At 59.9% G+C, this 20,930-nt stretch carries 23 protein-coding genes, 1 tRNA gene and 2 rRNA genes (1 of these 26 only partly in view); 22 read left to right on the plus strand and 4 right to left on the minus strand.

Annotation, left to right across the window (positions count from 1 at the left end; translation table 11 throughout):
- The 4 genes from VGB22_04495 to VGB22_04510 form a co-directional block, all read left to right on the plus strand.
- Positions 1 to 2,489: ribosomal RNA gene (locus VGB22_04495) — 23S ribosomal RNA — on the plus strand; it begins 1,283 nt to the left of the window's first position.
- Positions 2,490 to 2,671: 182 nt separating this feature from the next.
- Positions 2,672 to 2,788 (plus strand): 5S ribosomal RNA (gene rrf / locus VGB22_04500).
- Positions 2,789 to 2,869: 81 nt separating this feature from the next.
- A complete protein-coding gene (locus VGB22_04505) occupies positions 2,870 to 3,166 on the plus strand; it encodes a nucleotidyltransferase family protein (GenBank protein ID HEX9750534.1) in 297 nt (98 codons plus the stop codon).
- 22 nt (positions 3,167 to 3,188) lie between these two features.
- Positions 3,189 to 3,317, plus strand: a complete 129-nt coding sequence (locus VGB22_04510) for a hypothetical protein (GenBank protein ID HEX9750535.1) — start codon at positions 3,189 to 3,191, stop codon at positions 3,315 to 3,317.
- Positions 3,318 to 3,323: 6 nt separating this feature from the next.
- Here VGB22_04510 and VGB22_04515 read toward each other — a convergent pair whose 3' ends face one another.
- Positions 3,324 to 3,566 (minus strand): hypothetical protein, encoded by a 243-nt coding sequence (locus tag VGB22_04515; GenBank protein ID HEX9750536.1) that lies wholly within the window; start codon positions 3,564 to 3,566, stop codon positions 3,324 to 3,326.
- Here VGB22_04515 and VGB22_04520 point away from each other — a divergent pair.
- From VGB22_04520 to VGB22_04530, 3 genes are all read left to right on the plus strand, one after another.
- Positions 3,553 to 3,831: a hypothetical protein gene (locus VGB22_04520; protein HEX9750537.1), complete on the plus strand. Its 279-nt coding sequence runs from the start codon at positions 3,553 to 3,555 to the stop codon at positions 3,829 to 3,831. The genes VGB22_04515 and VGB22_04520 overlap by 14 nt on opposite strands.
- A gap of 38 nt (positions 3,832 to 3,869) precedes the next feature.
- Entirely contained in the window at positions 3,870 to 4,595 is a 726-nt protein-coding gene (locus tag VGB22_04525) for a hypothetical protein (protein ID HEX9750538.1), read from the plus strand.
- Positions 4,596 to 4,738: 143 nt separating this feature from the next.
- Positions 4,739 to 5,032: a hypothetical protein gene (locus tag VGB22_04530; GenBank protein ID HEX9750539.1), complete on the plus strand. Its 294-nt coding sequence runs from the start codon at positions 4,739 to 4,741 to the stop codon at positions 5,030 to 5,032.
- A 119-nt stretch (positions 5,033 to 5,151) separates the two neighbouring features.
- Here the strand turns inward: VGB22_04530 and VGB22_04535 are convergent, their stop codons facing one another.
- On the minus strand, positions 5,152 to 5,538 hold the full coding sequence (locus tag VGB22_04535; GenBank protein ID HEX9750540.1) for a hypothetical protein: 387 nt from the start codon (positions 5,536 to 5,538) through the stop codon (positions 5,152 to 5,154).
- Between the two features lie 365 nt (positions 5,539 to 5,903).
- On the opposite strand from VGB22_04535, the gene VGB22_04540 reads away from it, so the two are divergent.
- From VGB22_04540 to VGB22_04605, 14 genes are all read left to right on the plus strand, one after another.
- A complete protein-coding gene (locus VGB22_04540; protein ID HEX9750541.1) occupies positions 5,904 to 6,401 on the plus strand; it encodes a DinB family protein in 498 nt (165 codons plus the stop codon).
- Positions 6,402 to 6,518: 117 nt separating this feature from the next.
- Positions 6,519 to 8,021, plus strand: coding sequence for a Do family serine endopeptidase (locus tag VGB22_04545; protein ID HEX9750542.1), 1,503 nt, complete (start codon positions 6,519 to 6,521; stop codon positions 8,019 to 8,021).
- Between the two features lie 47 nt (positions 8,022 to 8,068).
- Positions 8,069 to 8,722, plus strand: a complete 654-nt coding sequence (locus VGB22_04550; protein ID HEX9750543.1) for a hypothetical protein — start codon at positions 8,069 to 8,071, stop codon at positions 8,720 to 8,722.
- Positions 8,723 to 8,915: 193 nt separating this feature from the next.
- The gene (locus tag VGB22_04555) at positions 8,916 to 9,542 is read left to right on the plus strand and encodes an STAS domain-containing protein (GenBank protein ID HEX9750544.1); all 627 of its coding nucleotides are present in this window, start codon (positions 8,916 to 8,918) and stop codon (positions 9,540 to 9,542) included.
- A 12-nt stretch (positions 9,543 to 9,554) separates the two neighbouring features.
- Positions 9,555 to 10,646, plus strand: coding sequence for a GGDEF domain-containing protein (locus tag VGB22_04560; GenBank protein ID HEX9750545.1), 1,092 nt, complete (start codon positions 9,555 to 9,557; stop codon positions 10,644 to 10,646).
- Between the two features lie 50 nt (positions 10,647 to 10,696).
- A complete protein-coding gene (locus tag VGB22_04565; GenBank protein ID HEX9750546.1) occupies positions 10,697 to 11,848 on the plus strand; it encodes a DUF362 domain-containing protein in 1,152 nt (383 codons plus the stop codon).
- Positions 11,849 to 11,867: 19 nt separating this feature from the next.
- Entirely contained in the window at positions 11,868 to 12,260 is a 393-nt protein-coding gene (locus tag VGB22_04570) for a CoA-binding protein (GenBank protein HEX9750547.1), read from the plus strand.
- A gap of 40 nt (positions 12,261 to 12,300) precedes the next feature.
- Positions 12,301 to 13,497, plus strand: a complete 1,197-nt coding sequence (locus VGB22_04575; protein ID HEX9750548.1) for a threonine synthase — start codon at positions 12,301 to 12,303, stop codon at positions 13,495 to 13,497.
- Between the two features lie 98 nt (positions 13,498 to 13,595).
- On the plus strand, positions 13,596 to 14,651 hold the full coding sequence (locus tag VGB22_04580; GenBank protein ID HEX9750549.1) for a glycosyltransferase family 2 protein: 1,056 nt from the start codon (positions 13,596 to 13,598) through the stop codon (positions 14,649 to 14,651).
- Between the two features lie 14 nt (positions 14,652 to 14,665).
- Positions 14,666 to 15,859: a glycosyltransferase gene (locus tag VGB22_04585; GenBank protein ID HEX9750550.1), complete on the plus strand. Its 1,194-nt coding sequence runs from the start codon at positions 14,666 to 14,668 to the stop codon at positions 15,857 to 15,859.
- Positions 15,860 to 15,875: 16 nt separating this feature from the next.
- A tRNA-Asn gene (locus VGB22_04590) sits at positions 15,876 to 15,947 on the plus strand.
- A gap of 87 nt (positions 15,948 to 16,034) precedes the next feature.
- Positions 16,035 to 16,844 carry a class I SAM-dependent methyltransferase gene (locus VGB22_04595; GenBank protein HEX9750551.1) on the plus strand — a complete coding sequence of 270 codons (810 nt, stop codon included), beginning with the start codon at positions 16,035 to 16,037 and terminating at the stop codon, positions 16,842 to 16,844.
- Positions 16,841 to 17,740, plus strand: coding sequence for a class I SAM-dependent methyltransferase (locus VGB22_04600; protein ID HEX9750552.1), 900 nt, complete (start codon positions 16,841 to 16,843; stop codon positions 17,738 to 17,740). The genes VGB22_04595 and VGB22_04600 overlap by 4 nt, the downstream gene beginning before the upstream one ends.
- A complete protein-coding gene (locus VGB22_04605; GenBank protein HEX9750553.1) occupies positions 17,721 to 18,530 on the plus strand; it encodes a prepilin peptidase in 810 nt (269 codons plus the stop codon). Before VGB22_04600 ends, VGB22_04605 begins: the two co-directional genes overlap by 20 nt.
- 78 nt (positions 18,531 to 18,608) lie before the next feature.
- Here VGB22_04605 and VGB22_04610 read toward each other — a convergent pair whose 3' ends face one another.
- Together VGB22_04610 and VGB22_04615 are read right to left on the minus strand one after the other, a co-directional pair.
- Positions 18,609 to 18,851 (minus strand): zinc-ribbon domain containing protein, encoded by a 243-nt coding sequence (locus tag VGB22_04610; protein ID HEX9750554.1) that lies wholly within the window; start codon positions 18,849 to 18,851, stop codon positions 18,609 to 18,611.
- A 204-nt stretch (positions 18,852 to 19,055) separates the two neighbouring features.
- Positions 19,056 to 20,426, minus strand: a complete 1,371-nt coding sequence (locus VGB22_04615) for a sigma-54 dependent transcriptional regulator (protein ID HEX9750555.1) — start codon at positions 20,424 to 20,426, stop codon at positions 19,056 to 19,058.
- Positions 20,427 to 20,585: 159 nt separating this feature from the next.
- Between VGB22_04615 and VGB22_04620 the strand changes: the two genes are divergently transcribed.
- Positions 20,586 to 20,924, plus strand: a complete 339-nt coding sequence (locus VGB22_04620) for an STAS domain-containing protein (protein HEX9750556.1) — start codon at positions 20,586 to 20,588, stop codon at positions 20,922 to 20,924.
- Positions 20,925 to 20,930: the final 6 nt, after the last annotated feature.

The following is a 20,930-nucleotide window of genomic DNA, read 5'->3' on the forward strand; positions in this document are numbered from 1 at the left end:
CGGATCGGTAGGGGAGCATTGCCAATGGGGTGAAGGTCGTCCGTAAGGGCGGCTGGACCGTTGGGAAGAGATTATGCCGGAACGAGTAGCGATCAGACGGGCGAGAAACCCGTCCGCCGAAAACCCAAGGGTTCCTGAGGAAGGTTAATCCGCTCAGGGTTAGTCGGGACCTAAGCCGAGGTCGAAAGGCGTAGGCGATGGAAAACAGGTCAATATTCCTGTACCTCCTGATGACGCGTTTGAGCGATGGGGTGACGCAGAAGTGACGGCCAGCCGGGTGTTGGATGTCCCGGTCCAAGCTGGTAGGAGGAGACGGCAGGCAAATCCACCGTCTCATACTCCGAGAGGTGATGGGGAGGGCTCTGCCCACAAACTGGTCTTAATCATGCTGCCGAGAAAAACCTCTAAGCGAGTGTCGTCGGGGGCCCGTACCGCAAACCGACACAGGTGGGTGAGGAGAGTATCCTAAGGTGCTCGAGAGAACCCTCGTTAAGGAACTAGGCAAAATGGCCCCGTAACTTCGGAAGAAGGGGTGCTCCTTAGTACGTCGGCGGTCTTCGCGACCGACGGCGGAATGGAGCCGCAGAGAATCGGCCTGGGTGACTGTTTACTAAAAACACATGTCTCTGCTAAGCCTAAGAAGGCGATGTATAGGGACTGACACCTGCCCGGTGCTGGAAGGTTAAGAGGAGGGGTCATTCCACTTCGGTGGGAGAAGCTCTGAATCGAAGCCCCAGTAAACGGCGGCCGTAACTATAACGGTTCGAAAACGTACCTCTTCCGATTCGCTCCCTTGACTATCACACATAGTGACTGTCTCAGGGCCGTTGCAAAACCCGGCTGTATGCTGGAACATCCGTGTATCCGAGACTACTTCAGAAAGAGGTGATTATGTCAGGCAAGCTTTTGTCTGACGCGCGTCTCAGGCGTAGTTGGCATCAGTCACCTCGCGAAATCGTAGGCAAGTTGCTTTCGCGAGCCTGAATGCTCAAGCGTGCTGAGTGCAACGAATAGCTGATGCCCCGAAAGGATGCCTACTGCATAAGGGTCACCTTCGGCCGCGCGTCCATCTTTCTCGAAGTGATAATGTCGTTGGTGCGGACAATCAGCAGGAAAGACCGTGGTCGAATCCGTAGGGGCACACTTCGCTACGCTCAGTGCGAGCGGCGTGCCGTGCCCGTTAAGATCGACCGCGGTATCCCCAGAGACTACACGCCGGGGATGCCGACCATCTCAATACTGTCATTCTGAGGACGCTCCGCCGATGGCGGAGCAGGACGAAGAATCTGCTGTTCGAAGGGAACAAAAGCAGATTCCTCGCTTCGCTCGGAATGACAGAATTGGATTCGGCATCAAGATATAGTCCGACCTCCATGGCGACATGGAGAGTCCGGCGGAAACGACCGGACCCATCAGCTCAACCTCTCCCTGTGGGAGGGGTCGTCCCGAATTTCGCGTGCGATGGCGAGCGAAACGGAGGGACGGGTGAGGGATGAGTAACAAATCGCCTAAGGTAGCGAAATTCCTTGTCGGGTAAATTCCGACCTGCACGAATGGTGTAACAATTTGGGCGCTGTCTCAACGAGGGGCTCGGCGAAACTGAAGCAGCGGTGAAGATACCGCTTACCCGTATCGGGACGGAAAGACCCCGTGAACCTTTACTGTACCCTGGCGTTGGGTTTTGATGTGGCATGTGTAGCATAGGTGGGAGACTGTGAGACCGGGTCGCTAGATTCGGTGGAGTCGCCGTTGAAATACCACCCTTGTGGCATCGGAATTCTAACCCGGAGCCGTGAATCCGGCTCGGGGACATCGCCAGGCGGGCAGTTTGACTGGGGCGGTTGCCTCCTAAATGGTAACGGAGGCGCTCTAAGGTTCCCTCAGGCTGTTTGGTAATCAGCCGCAGAGCGTAAAGGTATAAGGGAGCTTGACTGCGAGACCTACAAGTCGAGCAGGTGCGAAAGCAGGACTTAGTGATCTGGCGGTTGCACGTGGACGCGCCGTCACTCATCGGACAAAAGGTACTCCGGGGATAACAGGCTTATCTCCTCCGAGAGTTCACATCGACGAGGAGGTTTGGCACCTCGATGTCGGCTCATCACATCCTGGAGCTGAAGAAGGTTCCAAGGGTTTGGCTGTTCGCCAATTAAAGTGGTACGTGAGCTGGGTTTAGAACGTCGTGAGACAGTTCGGTCCCTATCTGATACGGGCGCAGGAAACTTGAGGGGAGCTGTCCCTAGTACGAGAGGACCGGGATGGACCGACCTCCGGTGCACCGGTTGTCGTGCCAACGGCATCGCCGGGTAGCCGCGTCGGGACGGGATAAGCGCTGAATGCATCTAAGTGCCAAGCCCACCCCAAGACAAGGTTTCCCTCCCGCGCAAGCGGGACTGAAGGCCCCTAATAGACGATTAGGTTGATAGGTCGCAGGTGGAAGCGCCGCGAGGCGTGCAGCCGAGCGATACTAATCGGCCGTGCGACTTGACCGGATTATTTTCTGAGGATTCCACACATCGCGCGCGACACAGAAGATATGGAATCCTTAGGTGGGTCGATCGAGCAACACAGACGAATGGCTTCCTGCACGATTTCGGATATGAAGTTGTCGGCGAACTGACCGACTTTCGGTCGGCAATCCGCCCAAATGACGGCGGACAAGCGCCAATCGATTTCCGGTGACTGTGGCGAGGGGGAAACACCCGTTCCCATTCCGAACACGGCAGTTAAGCCCCTCAGCGTCGATGGTACTGCCTCTGAGAGGGGGTGGGAGAGTAGATCGTCGCCGGGATTAATTTAAACGCCTTCCGTCACCTGACGGAGGGCGTTTGTTCTGATTGCCTCGTCCGGAGACCGACATTTATATACACCGATGATCCGCATCGACTACGACCGTCAGAGACTGACGGCATTCTGCGTGCGCAATCACATCCGGCGATTGGCGTTCTTTGGTTCGGTGACGCGCGACGACTTCGGGCCCGGCAGCGATGTTGACGTACTCGTCGAATTCGCGCCGGGGAAAACACCGGGCCTGGCATTCTTTCGCATGCAGGACGAATTGTCGGAATTGCTGGGTCGACGGGCTAACCTGAATACCGTCGGGTTTCTCGGTCCGTACTCTCGTGAGCAGGTGATCCACGAATCGGTACCGGTGTATGACGCGGCATGACGACACAGCGAGCATGCGCCACATGCTTGATCTCGCCCGCGAGGCCATTGTCATCGCTCGCGGTAAGACCAAGTCGGATTTGCTGACCGACAGGAAGTTCGGTCTCGCTGTCACACGCCTCCTGGAGATTATCGGCGAGGCGGCCGTTTGAGTTTCGTCAGCAACGCGCCAGAAATACGAACTCATTGAATGGCGAGGCGCCATCGCTATACGTAACCGACTGATCCATGGATACGATGAAACTGACTAAGACGTCCTGTGGAAAATCGTGACCGATGATTTGCCGCCGCTCATAGTCGAGCTCGAACGAATCCTCGACCGTTGAGCAAGAACCGTCGGTCGGGACGACTGTGCTTCTGACATGATGTGGAAAGGAGATCGATCGCATGCCCAGATTCATGATCGAAGTTCCCCACGAAGAGAGTGTCTCCGCCTGCCTGCGCGCAATCGAGGTCTTTCTGCAGACCGGCTCGCATTTTCTCACCAATGCCGATTGGGGCTGTGCCGAAAACGTTCACAAGTGCTGGTTCCTCCTGGATGCCGACAGCCGCGAGGAGGCGCTCATGGTGGTCCCGCCCGCCTACCGCCCGGTCGCCACTATCATCGAGGTCAGCAAGTTCAACATGAAGCAGGTCGAAGAGATGAAGAAAGAGCACCGGATCTGATTCTTGCGCAGCACCAATCCGTAATTCACGAGTGAATTGTGACGCTGTACGAAGTGTTACTCGCCTACCTGCAACAGTGGGGGCAAGTCTTACTCACCATCGCGATCGCTGTCGGCGGATGGATGGTCGCGTTCTGGGTCTCAAACAGGCAGGTGCGAAAGACATTTGAGAGATCCGCGAGACTGGCTGATAAACAAGCGAAGTGCGAAATGTCGATGACCGCTGCTGATGAAATGATCAAGTCACTAAGAGAGATGGAACGCGCTTACGGCGACTTCGTGGAGTGGATCTCCACGCGCAGTGCTGTATTGAAGTGGGAGGCGTCAAAACTGTCAATTCCTGTACGGTCACTTGCCGACTTCCAAAAAGAAACAGTGGAAAGATGGAGATCAACAGTTTCCGCGGGCACCGCATGCGGGCAAACATTCGAATCGAGACAAGTCATCCTCAATCGGTTCCTCCCCTTCCACGACAAACTCAGCAGTGTGAACCTTAGGTTCATTGAGTCGATCGGAGCATTATTTCCGCTCCTGTCTCCGAGGGCAGCGAAAGACTGGGACGCGCTGAAGGATCAGTTAGGGCAACTCAAGGAATTGAGCTGGGATGTCACCTGCTATACTCATGATTTCATTGTGGGTCTGCAGAATGAGTTTCACTCGCCCCTGTATGGTTACCTGATTCCAAGGAGACAGCCGACCGATCCTAGGTACAAAGTCCTCTCCGTCGATCTTGCCTCATTTACTGGAATTGACAAAGAGTCGTAATGTCTCTTGGGTTTCAAACCGCCATCTTACAATCGTCGGGCCGATACGTCAGCGCAGCGTAGTTTATGCTGAACACGAATTCGTTGACTAACTGTGAGTGACTACAGATCCTACCGCCACTGTAGCACAAAAGGAGCGCCTGCATGTCGATCCATCTGATTCGCCGGTTTTTGATTGCGCTTTCGCTGGTCGCGTTTTTCGGGTGCGCTGGGACGGCCTACGTTGTTGTCGATCCTCCCGCGGCGAAAGAAGAAGTCCAACCGGCCCGCCCCGGGCCGCGTGCGGTTTGGATCCCGGGACACTGGAAGTGGCACAAAGGGCAGTATGTCTGGGAAGGCGGGCATTGGGCCAAGAAGGCCAAGGGAGCTTGGGTCGCCGGCCATTGGGACAAACGTCCGCGCGGCTGGGTCTGGGTCCCGGGGCATTGGAGAAAGTAGCGAGTGCGGGCTGCTGCTACTCCACCTCACCTTCGCGCAGAGCTATCGCGACCCGCACACGAGTGCAAAAAGCCCCCGGCAGTGACTCCGGGGGCTGACTCATTCCGGTACGGATCAGTTCACTCCTGCGAGTCTGCCGGCTCCGGCGGCGGCACATACTCCGGCACCCGGTTGGGAATCGCCGGGATACTGCGCAGGTAGGCATAGACCGCCTTGAGATCATCCTCGGGCAGCGATGCGAGATTCATCCACGGCATCGGCGGCATGATCGGATGCCCGGCGCCCATGTGCTGGCCCGATTTCATCGCCTGGAGAAACATCTCCTCTGTCCAAATTCCCATTCCTGTATTGGTGTCCGGAGTGAGGTTGGGGGCATACGTGATTCCCCAGGGCCCCGCGAACGCCGTGATCGTCATCGCGCCCACCCATCCCCACGGGCTGTTGCCCAAGTCGGGCGGTGTCGGCATCACCATGTCCTGCGGGTGGCCCGAGAGCATGCGGCTCATGTCGGGTGCGAAACCTTGACCACCCATGACCCATGGCGTGTGACATCCATTGCAGTCGCCGATGCACCAGGAACTCGCCCCGCTTGACTGTGTCCGGTACGCTCCGCTACTGGGCCTGAGTCGACGCCAAGGCGACGTAGACAATGAGCAATCCGACGAACGTGCCGGCGCGCAGTCCGACACGAGACCGAGGGAGCGTCTTACAGGTGGACTTTTGAGTATTCATTTTGTTCTGATCCTCCCATTTTGCGGCGGATTATGAGAGATCGCGATCGACTATTACAAGTGAATTGTTTGACCGCTTGCCAGTATTTGGCGACCCTTCGGGCAGTGGTCCCATCGGTCACAGGGGAGGATGTGGCGTCATGAACACCGATCCATTGAGCTGGGCCGACTATCGTCCGTGGCTGCGCGCCGTCCTCGATGAGTACGCGCGGGCGATACGTGACCTCGAAGGAGTTCTAAAACCCGTGACCCCCGACCGCTATGTCGCACGGACCGAACTCTCCGATGAAGAGTTTCCGTCGATGCGGGAGATCATGTGGCATGTCATCGGCGCCGCCAACCGCTATGTCGACTACATCAATGACGCCCTCGACAAAACCGACCGCGGCATGCAAAAACACGAGTATGCCTTCGAATCGACACAGGCAGCGGCCGCATCGCTCGGGACTGCTTTCGGACGGATGGTCGAGGTTCTGGGCAGGGTGCGCGACAAAACCGACGAAGATCTCCAGCCCATTGTCTTTCGTACCCGGTGGGGTCAGAATTATGATATCGAGCAGATGCTGGAGCATGCCATCGTGCACATCCTGCGTCATCGCCGCCAGCTCGAGCGCTGGCTGGTCGCCGCACCGGCATAGCCACCCGGTCGTCGATGCGATGCATCCGGCACGGGCCGCCGATTGTACCTCTCCTTGCGCGGGCACCCAACCTGCGTATAATCGTTGCGGGCCTGCATCACCGGGCCCCACAGGACAATGGGCCGACCGCTACGTGTCATAGCTGCGCTGATCGTTGTGGCCTCCGCCGTGCTGGGTGGAGTGCTCATCGGTGCGCGTCTGGGCGGGATCGACGACCCCCTTGGCCAGGAGACCCCGACGTCTGAGCCGGGTGCGGGAGACTCAAACTCTTTACCGATCGACGCGTCTCCGCCGTTGCTGCTGAACGGCGCAGACCGCAGAGTCGGCTTCGGTGAAGTCGCCGCCGCCGTGGCGCCCGCAGTCATCAATATCTCCTCGGAACGCATCATCACAACGCAACGCCGTGTCCCGACACCGTTCGGATGGGACCCCTTCTTTGAGTTCTTCGGGCAGCGCTGGCAGACCGTGCCGCAGCAGCGCCGTCAACAATCGCTGGGCTCCGGGGTCATTGTCGCCGATTCCGGGGTCATTCTCACCGCCAATCATGTGGTCGAAGGCGCGCGCGAGATCATGGCCGTGCTTCCCGACGGCCGCAGTGTGGCCGCGAAGCTGCTGGGCAACGATCCGGCCACGGATGTCGCGGTCCTTAAGGTTGATGCCGCCGATTTGCCCTCGGTCCCGCTGGGCAATTCCGACTCCGCGCGGATCGGCGATGTCGTTCTGGCGTTCGGCAATCCGTTCGGGCTCGGCCAGACCGTGACGATGGGCATCATCTCGGCGACCGGCCGCTCGTCCGTCGGGCTGGTCGACTATGAAAACTTCATACAGACCGATGCGGCGATCAATCCGGGGAATTCCGGCGGCGCACTGGTCGATGTGCAAGGACGTCTGATCGGAATCAACACCGCCATTTTTTCGCGCTCCGGCGGCTACCAGGGGATCGGGTTTGCCGTGCCGATCAACATGGCGCGCTCGGTCATGGATGGCATTCTCAGCACCGGATCGATCACACGCGGCTGGGTGGGTCTGTCCTACCAGGATATCGATGAGGCCATGGCCCGCGCGCTGGGATTGCCGAGCACGCAGGGCGCGCTGATCAACGACATCACCAGCGGCAGCCCCGCCGCCGATGTCGGATTGGAGCGCGGCGATGTCGTCGTCAGCTTCGATGGCCAACCGGTCGCCAATTCCGCCCAATTGCGGCGGCTGATCGCCCTGGGGCGCATCGGGCAGTCGGTCGAAATCGTCGTGTGGCGCGACGGACGAGAAGACAAACGCCAGCTCACCGTCGAGTCGTACGAAACCGAGTTGGAACTGTCCGAGGAAATCAGCCACGGTACGCCATTGGAGGGATTGGTCGTCGAAGAGCTTGATGCCGCTGGCGCCGGGCGCATCGGCCTGCGTGCCGACACACGTGGTGTAATCATCAAAGACATCGTCCCCAACTCGCCCGCCGATCGCGCCGGATTTCGGATCGGCGATGCCATCCTCGAGATCAATCGCGAGTCGGTCGTGGGCGTATCGAACTTCCGGCGGCTCGTCGAACGCATCGGCGACCGACCGGCCGTGATGCTGCTTTCGCGCGACGGCCGATTGTACTACCTTTCATTCCCGACATGACTCCCCGGCAGACAATTCTCCGGCTCGTCCGGCACTGCAGCGCGGCCTTGACAGCCGCGATTGTCGTGGCCGTTTTCCCCGGATGCCGAAGTGAACAGCAGCAGACAGCGCCGGAACCGAAGCCGCAGGTCATCATTCCGGAGAAGCCCGAACCCCGCGATGAGAAAGTCGAGTGGGTGACGCGCAAACCCGGCTGGCCGGACACCTTGCGATTCACCGCCGACGAATCCGGCGAGATTCATCAGGACGATTTTTTGTTGCGGCTTTACGTGGTGCCGATGAAAATGCTCCACGCAGCCGACAAAGTGCCGGAGAAACCGCTCTGGTCGCGTATCGACATGACCATCCGTCCCGTTCCCGACTGGAAGACAGCGATGACGCTGCGAATGGATTCTGTCGTGTACTTCGACCCGGTGCGATCGGTGCGCATACCGGCGCTGCCGATGCTCTCGTCGGCGCGCCACTATGATGGGTGGACCGTTCGGACCGAATTTACCAACAATGCGGTCGTCATAGTAGACCCGCCATTGGACGAAGGGCAGCCGCTGGAGCCGACAGTTTATTTCACGTGGGATGACAAGACGTTCATCATCAAGGTCAAGCCGATCCCCGTAACCTTTATTCGTGGCGTCCGGGAGCCGGGCACCCCAACGCCCCGTTGGGTCCCCGATTCGATCAAACGTTCATCGGACGGTACCTAAAAGGCTGATGAAAAACTCCAGGAAGTGCAGAAGAGCCAGCTTTGTCATGCTGAGCGGAGCGAAGCATCTGCTGTTTTTCTCCTATGGGGCAGAAAGCAGACTCTTCGCTTCGCTCAGGGTGACAGACTGCGTTGTGGCGATCACGGTGGTTTTTTCAGCAACCTGCTAAGCGCTCTGTGTGATGACCCCGCTCGTGCGCGAGAATTTGCGGATTTCCTTGTCCGAACCCGGCAAGGGGGTCCATGTCGTGCGCGTCGATGGCCGTGTCGATGCGATCACGGCGCCGGAATTGGATGGCGTTCTCGGATCATTGATCGGCCGCGGCGACCGGCGTCTCGTCATCGATCTCGCCGGCGTCAACTACATCTCCTCGGCCGGATGGGGAATCTTCGTCTCTCGGCTGCGGGCGGCCCGCGATGGCGACGGCGACATCGTCCTGGCGCGGATGACACAACCGGTGCGCAGCGTGTACGATCTGCTGGAATTCGACGGACTGTTGCCGACGGCGCAGAGTCTCGAGGCGGCGCAGGGGAGGTTTAACGCTGGCCGTATCGAGTCGACGCCTCCCGCAGTGCTCGCCGAATCCCGCGAAGAATCCATCGAATCGACGTCCGCCCCGGATTCATGGGATGCCGCGCTGGTGCGCTTGGTGCTGGAAGACCCGTTTTATTCGATCGGAGAACTGCGGACGCGACTGGCTGAGTTGGGTCACACAGGGCACGGCCGACTTTCGATCTTTCGCGCCCTTTGGATACGGCGCCTGTGGCGTCCTCGTCAACGATTCAGTCACTACCGTCGTCACCGTCGTCCGATGATTTAGAGTCCACGCTCCATGAGCGGCCAACCTCCTGATCACAGACGCGGCGGCGACCCCGCCCCATCCGATGCGCTCAGCACGCTCCGCCGGTGGCTGGCGCTGGATTCGCTCGAAGAGATTTGCACGCGCGCCTTTCCGGTATTGCAGGAACATATGGGAGTCGAATCACTGGTCGTCGTCGAGTTACACGGTCGGCGTGTGGTGAGATGGTCGGGCCATGTGGGCGAGACGGCCGACCCGACGATGATTCAACAGATTGAGGAGGTCATTGGGCGCGGCTCCGCCGAGTCGAGGGATGGCCTTGCCGGATCACAGACAGCGGCGACCGCGGACATTCCCGAGATTTTGTCGGCAACGGGCCTGAATCACCTGCAGCGGCTGCAGAGCGGAAGCGCCACCATATTCGATATCGGGTGGCGTGGAGCGCCGCACGTGCCCGATGACGCTCACGGCTATTGGCGCTCGTTCGAATTGAGTCTTGAAAATCTGGCCCGGCGCGATGCCCTTCTGGAGCTTTCGCACATCGATCCGGTCACACGCGTCTACAACCGACGACACTTCAATCAACGCATTCACGAAGAATTGCAGCGTGCCAAGCGTTACGGTCGGCCGCTCTCGCTGGTGTTGCTCGATCTGGATCGTTTTAAGCTGCTGAACGACACCCATGGCCACCAGGCGGGTGACATCATCCTGCGCTATATCGGGCAGTCGATTCGGCGCTCGGTCCGGGCCATCGACATCTTGTGCCGCATCGGCGGAGACGAGTTTGCCGTACTGATGCCCGATACCGACATGGATAGCTGTTGCGCGCTGGCCGAGCGACTGCGGGATTTGACCTCGACCCGATCGATCACGGTCGGCCCCGCCGGATCCTCCGTCACGGTCTCCGCGTCCGTGGGAGCGGCGACTTTTCCCCGTCACGCCGATAGTCCGGAACGTGTCCTGTGGTGTGCGGATATGGCGCTATTGGCGGCCAAGCACGCAGGAGGCGCGCGCAGTGCCTACTTCGACCCGGCGCTGCACTCGACGGGCTGCGCCCGGGATGGTGAGAGCGAAAGACATTCCGATGCCACACGGAAACAAACCGATAGGACGCAATCTTCGTAGGTGATGGAGATGTTCGGATCCGCCAAACCATCGACTGACGCAGGGAATTGATGCCGACCAGACCCACAGAGACTCAGGACTCCCGTACAACGCAGCCGTCGCCGATTCGGTCGCGTGTCGTTGCGGTCAAAACGACGCCCGGCACCGTGTTGAACGACTATCGCCGGCTGCTGGACTTAGTCGGTGTGACCGACGGCATCTCGCGTGAGATCGACACACTGCTCAAACTGAACCTGTCGTGGACCAAGTACTTTCCGGCGTGCTCCTCGCAGCCGTGGCAGGTTGAGGGTGTGGTCCGTGCATTGATCGACTACGGGTACGACCGGCGGCGTCTGATCCCGATCGAAAACAAGACCGTCGTGACCGAGCCGGTCGAAGGCGCGATCAACAACCGCTGGTTGCCGGTCCTGAAGCACTACGGTCTCGATTTTACGCCGCTGCCCAGCGTCGAGTGGATGACCTATACCTTCGAGTCGCCGCTGTTGATGCTCAACCAGATTTTCCCGAACGGAATCGAGATTCCCCGGATGTACGCCGGCAAGCAGATCATCCATCTGCCGACGGTCAAGACCCACGGTCACTCGATCACCACCGGCGCGATCAAGAATGCCTTCGGCGGGCTGCTTAAAGAGGTTCGGCATTACGCACACAAGCACATCCATGAAGTGCTGGTCGACCTGGTCATGATGCAGAGAGAACTGCATCCGAAAGTATTGGCCGTGATGGACGGCACGGTCTGCGGCGACGGCGCCGGACCGCGCACGATGATCCCGCGCGCGGGCAATGTCCTGCTGGCGTCGTTCGACTCCGTCGCCATCGATGCGGTTGCGGCGCGCGTCATGGGCTTCGAGCCGCTGTCGATTCCCTATCTGCGCATGTGCCACGAACGCGGGCTGGGCGTCGCTGATCCCGATGCAATCGATCTGATCGGCGATGATATCCGCGAGCTCAATCTCGGATTCCGGACCAAACGCTCACTGGTCATCTGGGGCGATCAGATGCTCCGACGCGGACCCTTGCGTTTTTTGGAAAAAGTCGCCTTGCACTCGCCGCTCGTCGTGTGGGCGCCTTTTGCCTCCAATGTATACCACGACTGGATGTGGTATCCCACCATCGGCCAAAAACTGATTCGCCAGTTCCGCAAAACCGAATGGGGCGCGTTGTGGGACGACTACAAGAACCGGTACCGGGATTCTGAGTAGCGCGACGAGCCGCTCGTCCATGACGTCCGAATTCAACAAAAGCGTCGTGATTATCGGGGCTTCCAACGATCGCCGCAAGTTCGGCAACAAGGCGGTGCGCGCCTATCGGTCGCTGGGCTGGACGGTCTACCCGGTCAACCCGAAGGAGCGCTTGATCGAGGATTTGCGTGCTTATCGTGCTCTGGCGGATGTCCCGCGGCCGGTCGACCGCGTCTCGATGTATGTCCCGCCTGCTGTTGGCATGACGCTGCTGGAGGATCTCGCCGCACTGGAACCCGACGAGGTGTTCTTCAATCCCGGCTCCGACTCCCCTGAAGTAATCGACTGCGCCAAAGGGGTGATGCTGCCGGTCGTGGCCGCCTGCTCGATTGTCGATATCGGCCTGTCGCCGTCGCAATTCCCCGACGCCTGAGCAATCCACGACACCTGTTGCTCTCCAGCACGAGAATCCCGTGAACAGTCATCCTCGCTTCGCACTGCGGTGCGGACTGTGCGGACGGTCGCATGATCCGGCCGTCGTGCAGCGTCTCTGCGCCGATTGTCAGCGTCCCTTGGTTGTGGAGTATGAGTTGAGTCGCGCCCTGGGCCACGCGATCAGATCAGGGCTGTCAGCCCGGCCCCACTCGCTTTGGCGTTACGCCGATGTGCTCCCCATTCGGAATCCTGAGAACGCTGTCACTTTGGGAGAAGGTGCGACGCCGTTGGTGCGTTCAGAACGGTTGTGTCGACGCCTCGGCATCGACGAATTGTGGATTAAAGACGAATCACAGAATCCAACCGGGTCATTTAAGGCCCGCGGGATGAGCGTTGCGATTACACGCGCCGTCGAGCTGGGCGTTCGGCGGTTTTGTCTGCCGTCGGCCGGAAATGCCGGAGGCGCCGCCGCAGCGTATGCTGCAAAGGCGGGATGCGAAGTGCGCGTCTTTCTGCCGGCGGATTCCGGAGAGGCATTCTTTGCCGAGTGCCGCGCTCATGGCGCGCAGGTGGTCGCCGTCGACGGGACCATTGCCGATTGCGCAGCGCAGATGCGCTTGGAATGCAATCCGAATGAGTGGTTTGATCTCTCGACGCTCAAGGAGCCGTTCCGATTGGAAGGCAAGAAAACTATGGGATACGAGCTCTGGGACGACTTGGGAGGTCAACTGCCCGATGTCATCGTCTATCCCACCGGCGGCGGCACCGGTCTGATCGGCATGTGGAGGGCGTTCGGCGAAATGCAGCAGTTGGGATGGATCGGCGACGAGCGCCCCAGAATGGTCTCCGTACAGGCCGTCGGCTGCGCCCCGATTGTCAATGCGTTCGAGTCCGGCTCCGAGTTTGCGAGTCCGGTCAGCAATCCTTCGACATCCGCCCTCGGTTTGCGTGTCCCCTCGGCCATTGGTGACTTTCTGATTCTGCGCGCAATCCGTCAATCCCGCGGCTGGGCCGTGGCCGTCACCGAAGAGCAGTGGGCCGAGGGCCAGTCATGGCTTGCGTCCGACGCGGGGTTATTCGCCTCGCCCGAAGGCGGCGCCGCCGTCGCGGGGCTCTACCAGGCGGTCGCCAGGGCAAAGGTGAGCTCGACGGACCGTGTCGTCGTATTCAACACCGGGTCGGGATTCAAATACCCTCCATCCGTGCACCCACGCGCGCCAAGTAGCCGTACGTAGCTCCCCGCATTCCCACAGTCAACGCCACGGTCGCCGGCGTCGATATAACTACTATAAGGACGCCACCGTGTCGTTGTCCATGTGGGGGGAGAAAACTTGTGCTCATAGATCCGGACGGAACCAGTCGGCGGCCCGAAGTGTCCATCGTTGTGCCGATGCACAACGAGTCGGCGAATCTGCCCGATCTGATCACGCAGCTCGGCGACGCGGTGAGTGCTTTCTGTCGCTCCTTTGAAATCGTCGCGGTGGATGACGGTTCGACCGACGACACGCTGGCCCATCTGAACGGCGCCGCCGCTCACGGTGCGCCGCTGCGAATCGTTACCTATCGCACCAATCGCGGCCGGGGATATGCGCTGCGACGCGGGTTTGCCGCTGCGAACGGAGACATCGTCGTCACCATCGATGCCGACCTGAGTTATGCCCCATCACACATTCCCGCCATGCTCCGCACGTTGGCGGAACATCCCGAAGCCGACTTTGTCGTCGGCTCACCGTATGCCAGAGGCGGCGGTACCAGAAACGTTCCCACCGGACGGCTGCTTTTGTCACGCTGGGGCAATCGCGTGCTCGGACTGGCGATGCCCGGCAAGCTGACGGCGGTCACCGGAATCCTGCGCGCCTACCGGCGGCCGGTGCTCGAAGGGCTCGACTTGGAATCCAACGGCAAGGAGATTCATCTCGAGATCGTCTCGAAGGCGCTGGCGGCCGGATTTGTGCCGGTCGAAATGCCGGCGGTACTGACCGGACGGCGCCGTGGCAACTCGAAATTCTTGTTTCGCGCGACCGTTGCGTCGCATCTGATCTTTTCATTCTACGAACGGCCCGTGCTGCTGTTCGGACTCATCGGCGCCCTGTTTATCGGCGTCGGATTGGGCAGCGGGTTACACCTGATCGCGCTCTGGCAATCGGGGACCTTGAATCCCACGCGTCCCCTCGTTTCGCTCACCGTCATCCTGCTGGTGGCAGGGCTCCAGATTCTGCTGTTCGGGTTTCTGGGTTCGCAGATTGTGCAGGTGCGGCGCGAGTTGTTTCGCATGCAGAAGCATCTCAAATCGCCTCGACAGCAGGCGCAGGTCTCCCGGCCCGCTCCTTCAGAAAATCCCGACTCACCGGTTGTTCACGGCGCAGGTCGGACACCGGCCCCGGTCTGACTCAGCCGTTTCCCATGCGCATCCTGCTGATCAGCAATCGCTATCCGACAAGCGTCGATGACACGGCGTCGCCGTTTGTGCCGCACTTTGTCGACGCGTTGCGCGCCGGCGGTGCCGCGGTCGATGTCCTCACTCCCCAATACAATGACACAGCGGACACCGATCCCGAAGTCCATCGCTTCGCCACCGGGGCGACCGACCCGATCGGCTCCTGGTCGATGTCCAACCCGCTTTTTCCGATACGACTGATGCGGTTCATCCGTCGCGGTTTGGCATTGGGTGAGCGACTCTGCCAGACCAGCACGTATGGCCACATTCTCGCGCTCTGGGCACTGCCGTCGGGGCACTTTGCCCGTGCCTTGTCTCGACGGTATCGCATCCCGTATTCCGTCTGGTGTCTGGGATCGGACATCTATTCCTGGGCACGACGCCCACTGGTCCGCATGCAGATTGCCGGGGTTCTCGGAGACGCGGTTTCGGTCTACGGCGATGGCGAAGACTTGTGCAAACGTGCCCAAGCGCAGTTTGGCATCACGTGCACATATCTTCCGTCGTTTCGCCCGTTGCCTGTCATCACACGAACGCGCCCCATCCGTGCCACCGATGCACCGAAGTTTCTGTATCTGGGACGCATTCATCGCGCCAAGGGAGTCTTCGATCTGTTCAAGGCATTCGAGATGGTCCGCGGGACACTCCCGTTGGCGACACTGCGCTACATCGGCGAGGGACCGGCGGCGCACGAACTGTCCGCGGGAATCGGCCTGTCGCATGTATCGGGGGCGATTCGCTTTGATGGTCGTGTCGGACACGATGGCGTCATCGACGCGCTCGCCTCATCCGACTGTGTCGTCATTCCGACCAAATCCGATAGTCTGCCGCTGGTGTTTTCCGAGGCGGTACAAGCCGGGACGCCGGTCATCGGCACCGATGTCGGCGACTTGGGATGCTTCATCCGCCGTTACCGGGTCGGCGCGGTGGCGCCGTCGGCGACTCCGCGTGATTTGGCCGACACGATGCTGCAGATGGCGCGTCTCCCGGTCTTCGATCATGCCGGGCAATCGCGTCTCATCGACGACCTGTCGCCCGCTCGTGCCGCCCGGCTGTTCTGTAAGCGATCCCTCGGTTTGACGCCCTCCGACACGCATCGTTTGGCACAGCCCCGAATCAGTCGATCTGCGAAGGTGGCACGATCGTCGGCAATCCATTAGATTCGCGCGCAACGTTTGGGGAGTGGCCAAGCGGTAAGGCGTCCGGCTGTTAACCGGAAGAGCGCAGGTTCGAATCCTGCCTCCCCAGATGATCCGCAGAAATTCCCCAGACCCGGCGATCATCGGGTTCATACAGGGATGCAGCGACATCGGCTGCACGCCGATAATTCTATAGATGGGGATGAATGCAGACTCCGTAATCCGCTCGCTGCCGGCGGCCCATGAACCGGCGACCGCGGGCACCGGCGACCCACAGCGCGCGCGCAACTCGACCCCGGTCGGCAGCGCCGCAGCCGCTCAGCATCAACGCTTCGACCGCTACTGGGCCACCCGCGAGCTCCGTTCACTCGATGCGCGAACACGGTTGCGCATCGGCATCGTCGAACACATGCTGACCCATGCCTCCGGGAGTCTGCTTGATGTCGGCTGCGGACGCGGCGCAACCTCGGCGCACTTCGCGCAATTGGGCCATGCCGTAACCGCCATCGATATCTCGCCGCAGGCCCTCGAATGGACCCGCCGCCAGCATCCGTCGGTGCGGACACATTTGGTCGATCTGGAGTGCGACAGTCTCAGCGGGCGCTTTGACGCTGTCGTCTGCCTTGAGGTCTTACAACAAGTCCGCAACCCTGTCGATGTGCTGTCGGGGCTGGCAGGCGTGACCGCCGCCGCCGGCGATCTGATTGTGAGTCTGCCCAATGAGTTTCACCTGCGTCGGCGGTTGCAGATTCTGGCGGGGTCCGTCGATTTCGGCGGTATCGACGATACGCACATCAAACTCTACAACGTCGCTGAGCACCGTCGCCTCTTCGAACGCTGCGGCCTGCGCGCCGTCGCGTCGGCTCAGCAATCGATCATCCCGCCGCGATGGCTCGATGGAGGGCCCCACCGCGCCGCCAACGCTCTGGCACGGATGCTGCCGGGACTGCTGGCGTTGTCGGTCGTTTATCGTCTCGTCCCGGCGGTCGGGACGCGCACACCATGAGTGCGACCGCTGCCGCCGCACCGTCGGTCACCCGCGTCAACGACGACGCCGGGACATTCTCCGAACGCTTTCCCATTCTCTTTGATCCGGGCGGACGGTTGCAGAAGGCCGACAAAGTAGTTGCCGTTCTCTCAGACTACTTCGGTCCGTCGGCGTCTGAAATCTCCGCATTGGACATCGGCTGCTCGACCGGCATCATGACGTGCCGGTACGCCCAGAGATTCGGACGCGTCGTCGGGATCGATACCGACGCGGTGGGAGTCCAGTATGCCCGTCGATTCGCCGAACAGGCGGGATTTTCCTCGGATCAGGTGGCATGTGAAGTTGCCGATGGATGCAATCTGCCCTTCGACGATAACTCATTCGACGCCGCCGTTTGCAATCAGGTCTACGAGCACGTCGACGACCATCAGGCGCTGATCAACGAGATCTTCCGTGTTCTCCGTCCCGGCGGCGCGTGCTATTTCGGCTGCGGCACGCGCCATGTCCTGATCGAGGGCCACTACAAGCTGCCGCTGTTGTCATGGCTGCCGCGACCGGTGGCCGATTGGTACATGGCGGCGGCCGGAAGGAACGCACGGTACGACGTTACGCTGCTGTCCTACAGAAACCTCAGAAAGCTGGTGCGGCCGTTTGCCGTTGTCGATTACACGATCGACATCATCAAGCGCCCGGAACGCTACGCCGAGGGCCATCGCGGACCAATCCGTCGATTCGTATCGCGCTGGCCGGCATGGTTGCTTCAGGCGATTCTGCCGATTGTCCCTATCCATGTATGGGTCTTGGTCAAGCCGGATGGCCGAAGCGCATGGGCTGCATCATTTGGACACCGGCACGAGCAGGCGTTGGCAATAGCAGCCGGAAACGAGGACCAAGATGGATCTGAGCGTTCTTGAAGCATACCCGGCGTTTGCCTGGAGTCTGGTTGTTTTCCTTGGGCTGGTCTTCGGCAGCTTCACGACCGTCCTCGTGCATCGATTGCCGCGCAACGAATCGATCTTCCGTCCGCGTTCGAAGTGTCCCTCATGCGGCCGGTCCATCGCCTGGTACCACAATATCCCGGTTGTCTCATGGGCATTTCTGCGGGGGCGATGCGGGTTCTGCGGCACGGGGATTTCGTGGGTGTATCCCGCCATCGAGCTGGCGTGTGCCGCGCTCTTTGCTGTGTTCTACCTGCGTTACGGCGTCACCACGACAACACTCGCCTTCTGGTATCTCTCCGTCACGCTGCTGGCGGCGTTTGTCATCGATGTCCGCGAACGAATCATCCCCAACACGCTGACCTATCCCGGCGTGGTGGTGGGTATTCTCTTCGCCATCATCTCACCGCATATCATCTGGTGGCAATCATTGCTGGGGGCTGCTGTCGGCCTGTTCGGGTTTATGGGAGTGGCATACCTCGGGACACTGCTGTTTAAGAAGGAGAGTCTGGGCGGCGGCGACATCAAGCTGGCGGCAGTTTTGGGGGCATTCCTCGGCGCAGAAAAGTTGGTGCTGGTGTTGATCGTCTCCGCGGTCGTCGGGCTGGTCGCCTCGGTGGCCGCAATGGCCGTTTCACCCGCCCTGCGACGTGACCGCGTAATCCCCTTCGGGCCGTTCCTGGCCATTGCCGCGGTTGTCGCAGCGGTGGCCGGCGACCGGATTATCGCCTTGTATCTCAGTTATGTGATGCGTTCAGCGGGCTGAGTCGGAGTGGCGTGATGACGGCACCCTCAACCCGTGGACTCCGTGTGCCGTCCCCGACGGCACGTCGAACGGCGACCCTTAACGCTCGCGTTTGTACTTGCTGTGACACGATTTGCAGCGCTTCGGGTTCTTTTGGTATCCGCGTTCGGCGAAGTAGTCCTGGGCGGATACCGGAAAGACGAATTCCTCTCCGCATTCCTTGCAGATCAGTATCTGGTGCTTCCGTTCCTTGGTCTGCATACTTCCCCCCGGTGAATATGACGGCAACGGCATACCCGTGTTCTCACTGCTGCCGGAAACACCGACGCCGAAGCTTCTCATAGGCGCTGGACAAACCATGCCCTTGTCAGTGACCGGATGTCACTGACGAGTTAAAACCGGTACTCGGACGACGCAGCCGATCCCACGCAGTTGCGCGTCTGCCGTCCCCCCCTCTTGGAGACGGCCGCGGACTGCGCCGCAAAGATTTAACAATCGCGTTTCCTGTCAAGATCAAAATCGGCGCCCGCCGGATTAGTGTCGGCCTTAGTTGCGCGTGTAATCGATCTCGTATCGCTTCAGCTTTTCAAACAACGTGGTATAGTCAATCTGCAGGATCTCGGCCGTTCTCCGCTTGTTTCCGCGGGTTTCCCGGAGCACGCGCAGGATCGCGGCCCGTTCGGCGAGCATCTGGGCATGGCTGCCGATTTCCTTCAAACCGGCCCCCTCGCGAAGCTGGATTTCCTGATCGCTCGGGATACGGATGGCCAGGTGCTCGGGGTTGATGTAACGCCCCTCGCACAGAATGACCGCGCGCTCGACCGTATTCTCCAGTTCACGGACATTCCCCGGCCAGTTGTAGCGATCCATCAGCTTCTGGGCTTCCTGCGACACTTTCTTGTGGGGCTTCTTCATTTCGTCACAGAACTTGGCCACGAAGTACTCGGCCAGCTTGGCAATGTCCTCGCGACGGTCCCTGAGCGGGGGAACCTGAATCGGGAACACCGACAACCGGTAAAACAAGTCCTCGCGGAAACGCTTCCTGGCGATGGCGCCCTTCAGATCGACATTGGTCGCGGCGATCACACGGACGTTGACGCTGATCTGCTTGTTGCCGCCCAGGCGCTCGAACGTCTTCTCCTGAAGGAAGCGCAGCAGCTTGGCCTGCAGCGCCATGTCGAGATCGCCGACTTCATCCAGAAAGACCGTCCCCCCATCGGCGATCTCGAACTTGCCCAATTTCAGCTTGTGCGATGATGTGTAGGCGCCCTGCTCCGAACCAAACAACTCGTTTTCGAGCAACTCATGCGGAATGGCGGCGCAATTGATCGTGATGTACGGCTTCTCTTTGCGATTGGAGAGTTGATGCACTGCCGCGGCGAAGAGCTCCTTACCGGTGCCGCTCTCCCCAAGGAAGAGCACGGTTGTCTCTGAGGCAGCTACCTTCTTGACCAGCTTTTCGACCTCTAACATCGTTGGCGCGTTACCGATGATATGGTTGTAGCCCATCCTGTCGGCCAACTCTTTGCGCAACAACGTGTTCTCGGCCATCAGCCGGCGATTTTCCAGCGCGCGGCCGATCAGGACATTCAGATGATCGGGATCGAATGGCTTCGTCAGAAAATCGTAGGCCCCCAGCTTCATCGCCTGCACCGCGGCCTCGATGGTGCCGAAGGCACTCATGACGATGACCGCCGTCTCGGGATCCGCTCCCTTAATCGCCGAGAGGACCTCCAGTCCGTCCATCTCCGGGAGTTTCAGGTCGGTTAATACAAGATCGAAACGGCTGCTTTTGGTCTTCTCAATGGCCGAATGCCCGTTGCGTGCGACCTCAACGTCGTGCCCGTTGGAGGTCAATGCATCGCAGAGCATCTTGCGAACTGAATCTTTATCATCAACGACAAGGATGGATGACATGAATTCCCCCAAATCGCTTGCCCCCCAATCTTATCGGACAATTTCCACCTTTCATTACCTGCCAACGGGGAGTCCGGGCCATGCTTGTTCGGGAAAGTCGGATGTTGTACTATTGCCGCTCGTCCCGGCCCATTGCCTGGCTTGGACTAAGGAGGGACCATGAAGGTCAAGTCATACCAGCAGAACGGGGTGGAAATCGTTGAACCGCACGGAAAATTCTTAGGCGGTCCCGACACCGGCGAGTTGGATGAAAAGCTCTACTCGCTGCTGGGACGTCAATGCAAGAAGGTCATCATCGATCTGGGGCATGCCGACTGGATCAATTCCTCGGGGCTCGCCATCCTGATCCACCACTGGAAGAAATTTCACGATATCGGCGGTGAACTCAAGTTGGCGCGCCTCACCGACAAGATCGAGAAGATCCTCATCATTGCCAAACTGACCTCGGTCTTTGAGGTCCACGACACGCTTGAAGAAGCGATTGCCAGCTTCAAGTAGGGTGCT

Source organism: Candidatus Zixiibacteriota bacterium (genome assembly GCA_036397555.1).
GTDB lineage: Bacteria > Zixibacteria > MSB-5A5 > WJJR01 > WJJR01 > DATKYL01.

Coding starts and splice junctions, on each gene's coding strand:
- VGB22_04615 (HEX9750555.1), bottom strand. CDS start 20,426: ATGTCATCCATCCTTGTCGTTGATGATAAAGATTCAGTTCGCAAGATG.
- VGB22_04560 (HEX9750545.1), top strand. CDS start 9,555: ATGAGCGGCCAACCTCCTGATCACAGACGCGGCGGCGACCCCGCCCCA.
- VGB22_04510 (HEX9750535.1), top strand. CDS start 3,189: ATGCTTGATCTCGCCCGCGAGGCCATTGTCATCGCTCGCGGTAAGACC.
- VGB22_04595 (HEX9750551.1), top strand. CDS start 16,035: ATGGGGATGAATGCAGACTCCGTAATCCGCTCGCTGCCGGCGGCCCAT.
- VGB22_04530 (HEX9750539.1), top strand. CDS start 4,739: ATGTCGATCCATCTGATTCGCCGGTTTTTGATTGCGCTTTCGCTGGTC.
- VGB22_04515 (HEX9750536.1), bottom strand. CDS start 3,566: ATGAATCTGGGCATGCGATCGATCTCCTTTCCACATCATGTCAGAAGC.
- VGB22_04620 (HEX9750556.1), top strand. CDS start 20,586: ATGAAGGTCAAGTCATACCAGCAGAACGGGGTGGAAATCGTTGAACCG.
- VGB22_04600 (HEX9750552.1), top strand. CDS start 16,841: ATGAGTGCGACCGCTGCCGCCGCACCGTCGGTCACCCGCGTCAACGAC.
- VGB22_04570 (HEX9750547.1), top strand. CDS start 11,868: ATGACGTCCGAATTCAACAAAAGCGTCGTGATTATCGGGGCTTCCAAC.
- VGB22_04610 (HEX9750554.1), bottom strand. CDS start 18,851: ATGAGAAGCTTCGGCGTCGGTGTTTCCGGCAGCAGTGAGAACACGGGT.
- VGB22_04540 (HEX9750541.1), top strand. CDS start 5,904: ATGAACACCGATCCATTGAGCTGGGCCGACTATCGTCCGTGGCTGCGC.
- VGB22_04505 (HEX9750534.1), top strand. CDS start 2,870: ATGATCCGCATCGACTACGACCGTCAGAGACTGACGGCATTCTGCGTG.
- VGB22_04605 (HEX9750553.1), top strand. CDS start 17,721: ATGGATCTGAGCGTTCTTGAAGCATACCCGGCGTTTGCCTGGAGTCTG.
- VGB22_04585 (HEX9750550.1), top strand. CDS start 14,666: ATGCGCATCCTGCTGATCAGCAATCGCTATCCGACAAGCGTCGATGAC.
- VGB22_04545 (HEX9750542.1), top strand. CDS start 6,519: ATGGGCCGACCGCTACGTGTCATAGCTGCGCTGATCGTTGTGGCCTCC.
- VGB22_04535 (HEX9750540.1), bottom strand. CDS start 5,538: ATGAGCCGCATGCTCTCGGGCCACCCGCAGGACATGGTGATGCCGACA.
- VGB22_04520 (HEX9750537.1), top strand. CDS start 3,553: ATGCCCAGATTCATGATCGAAGTTCCCCACGAAGAGAGTGTCTCCGCC.
- VGB22_04565 (HEX9750546.1), top strand. CDS start 10,697: ATGCCGACCAGACCCACAGAGACTCAGGACTCCCGTACAACGCAGCCG.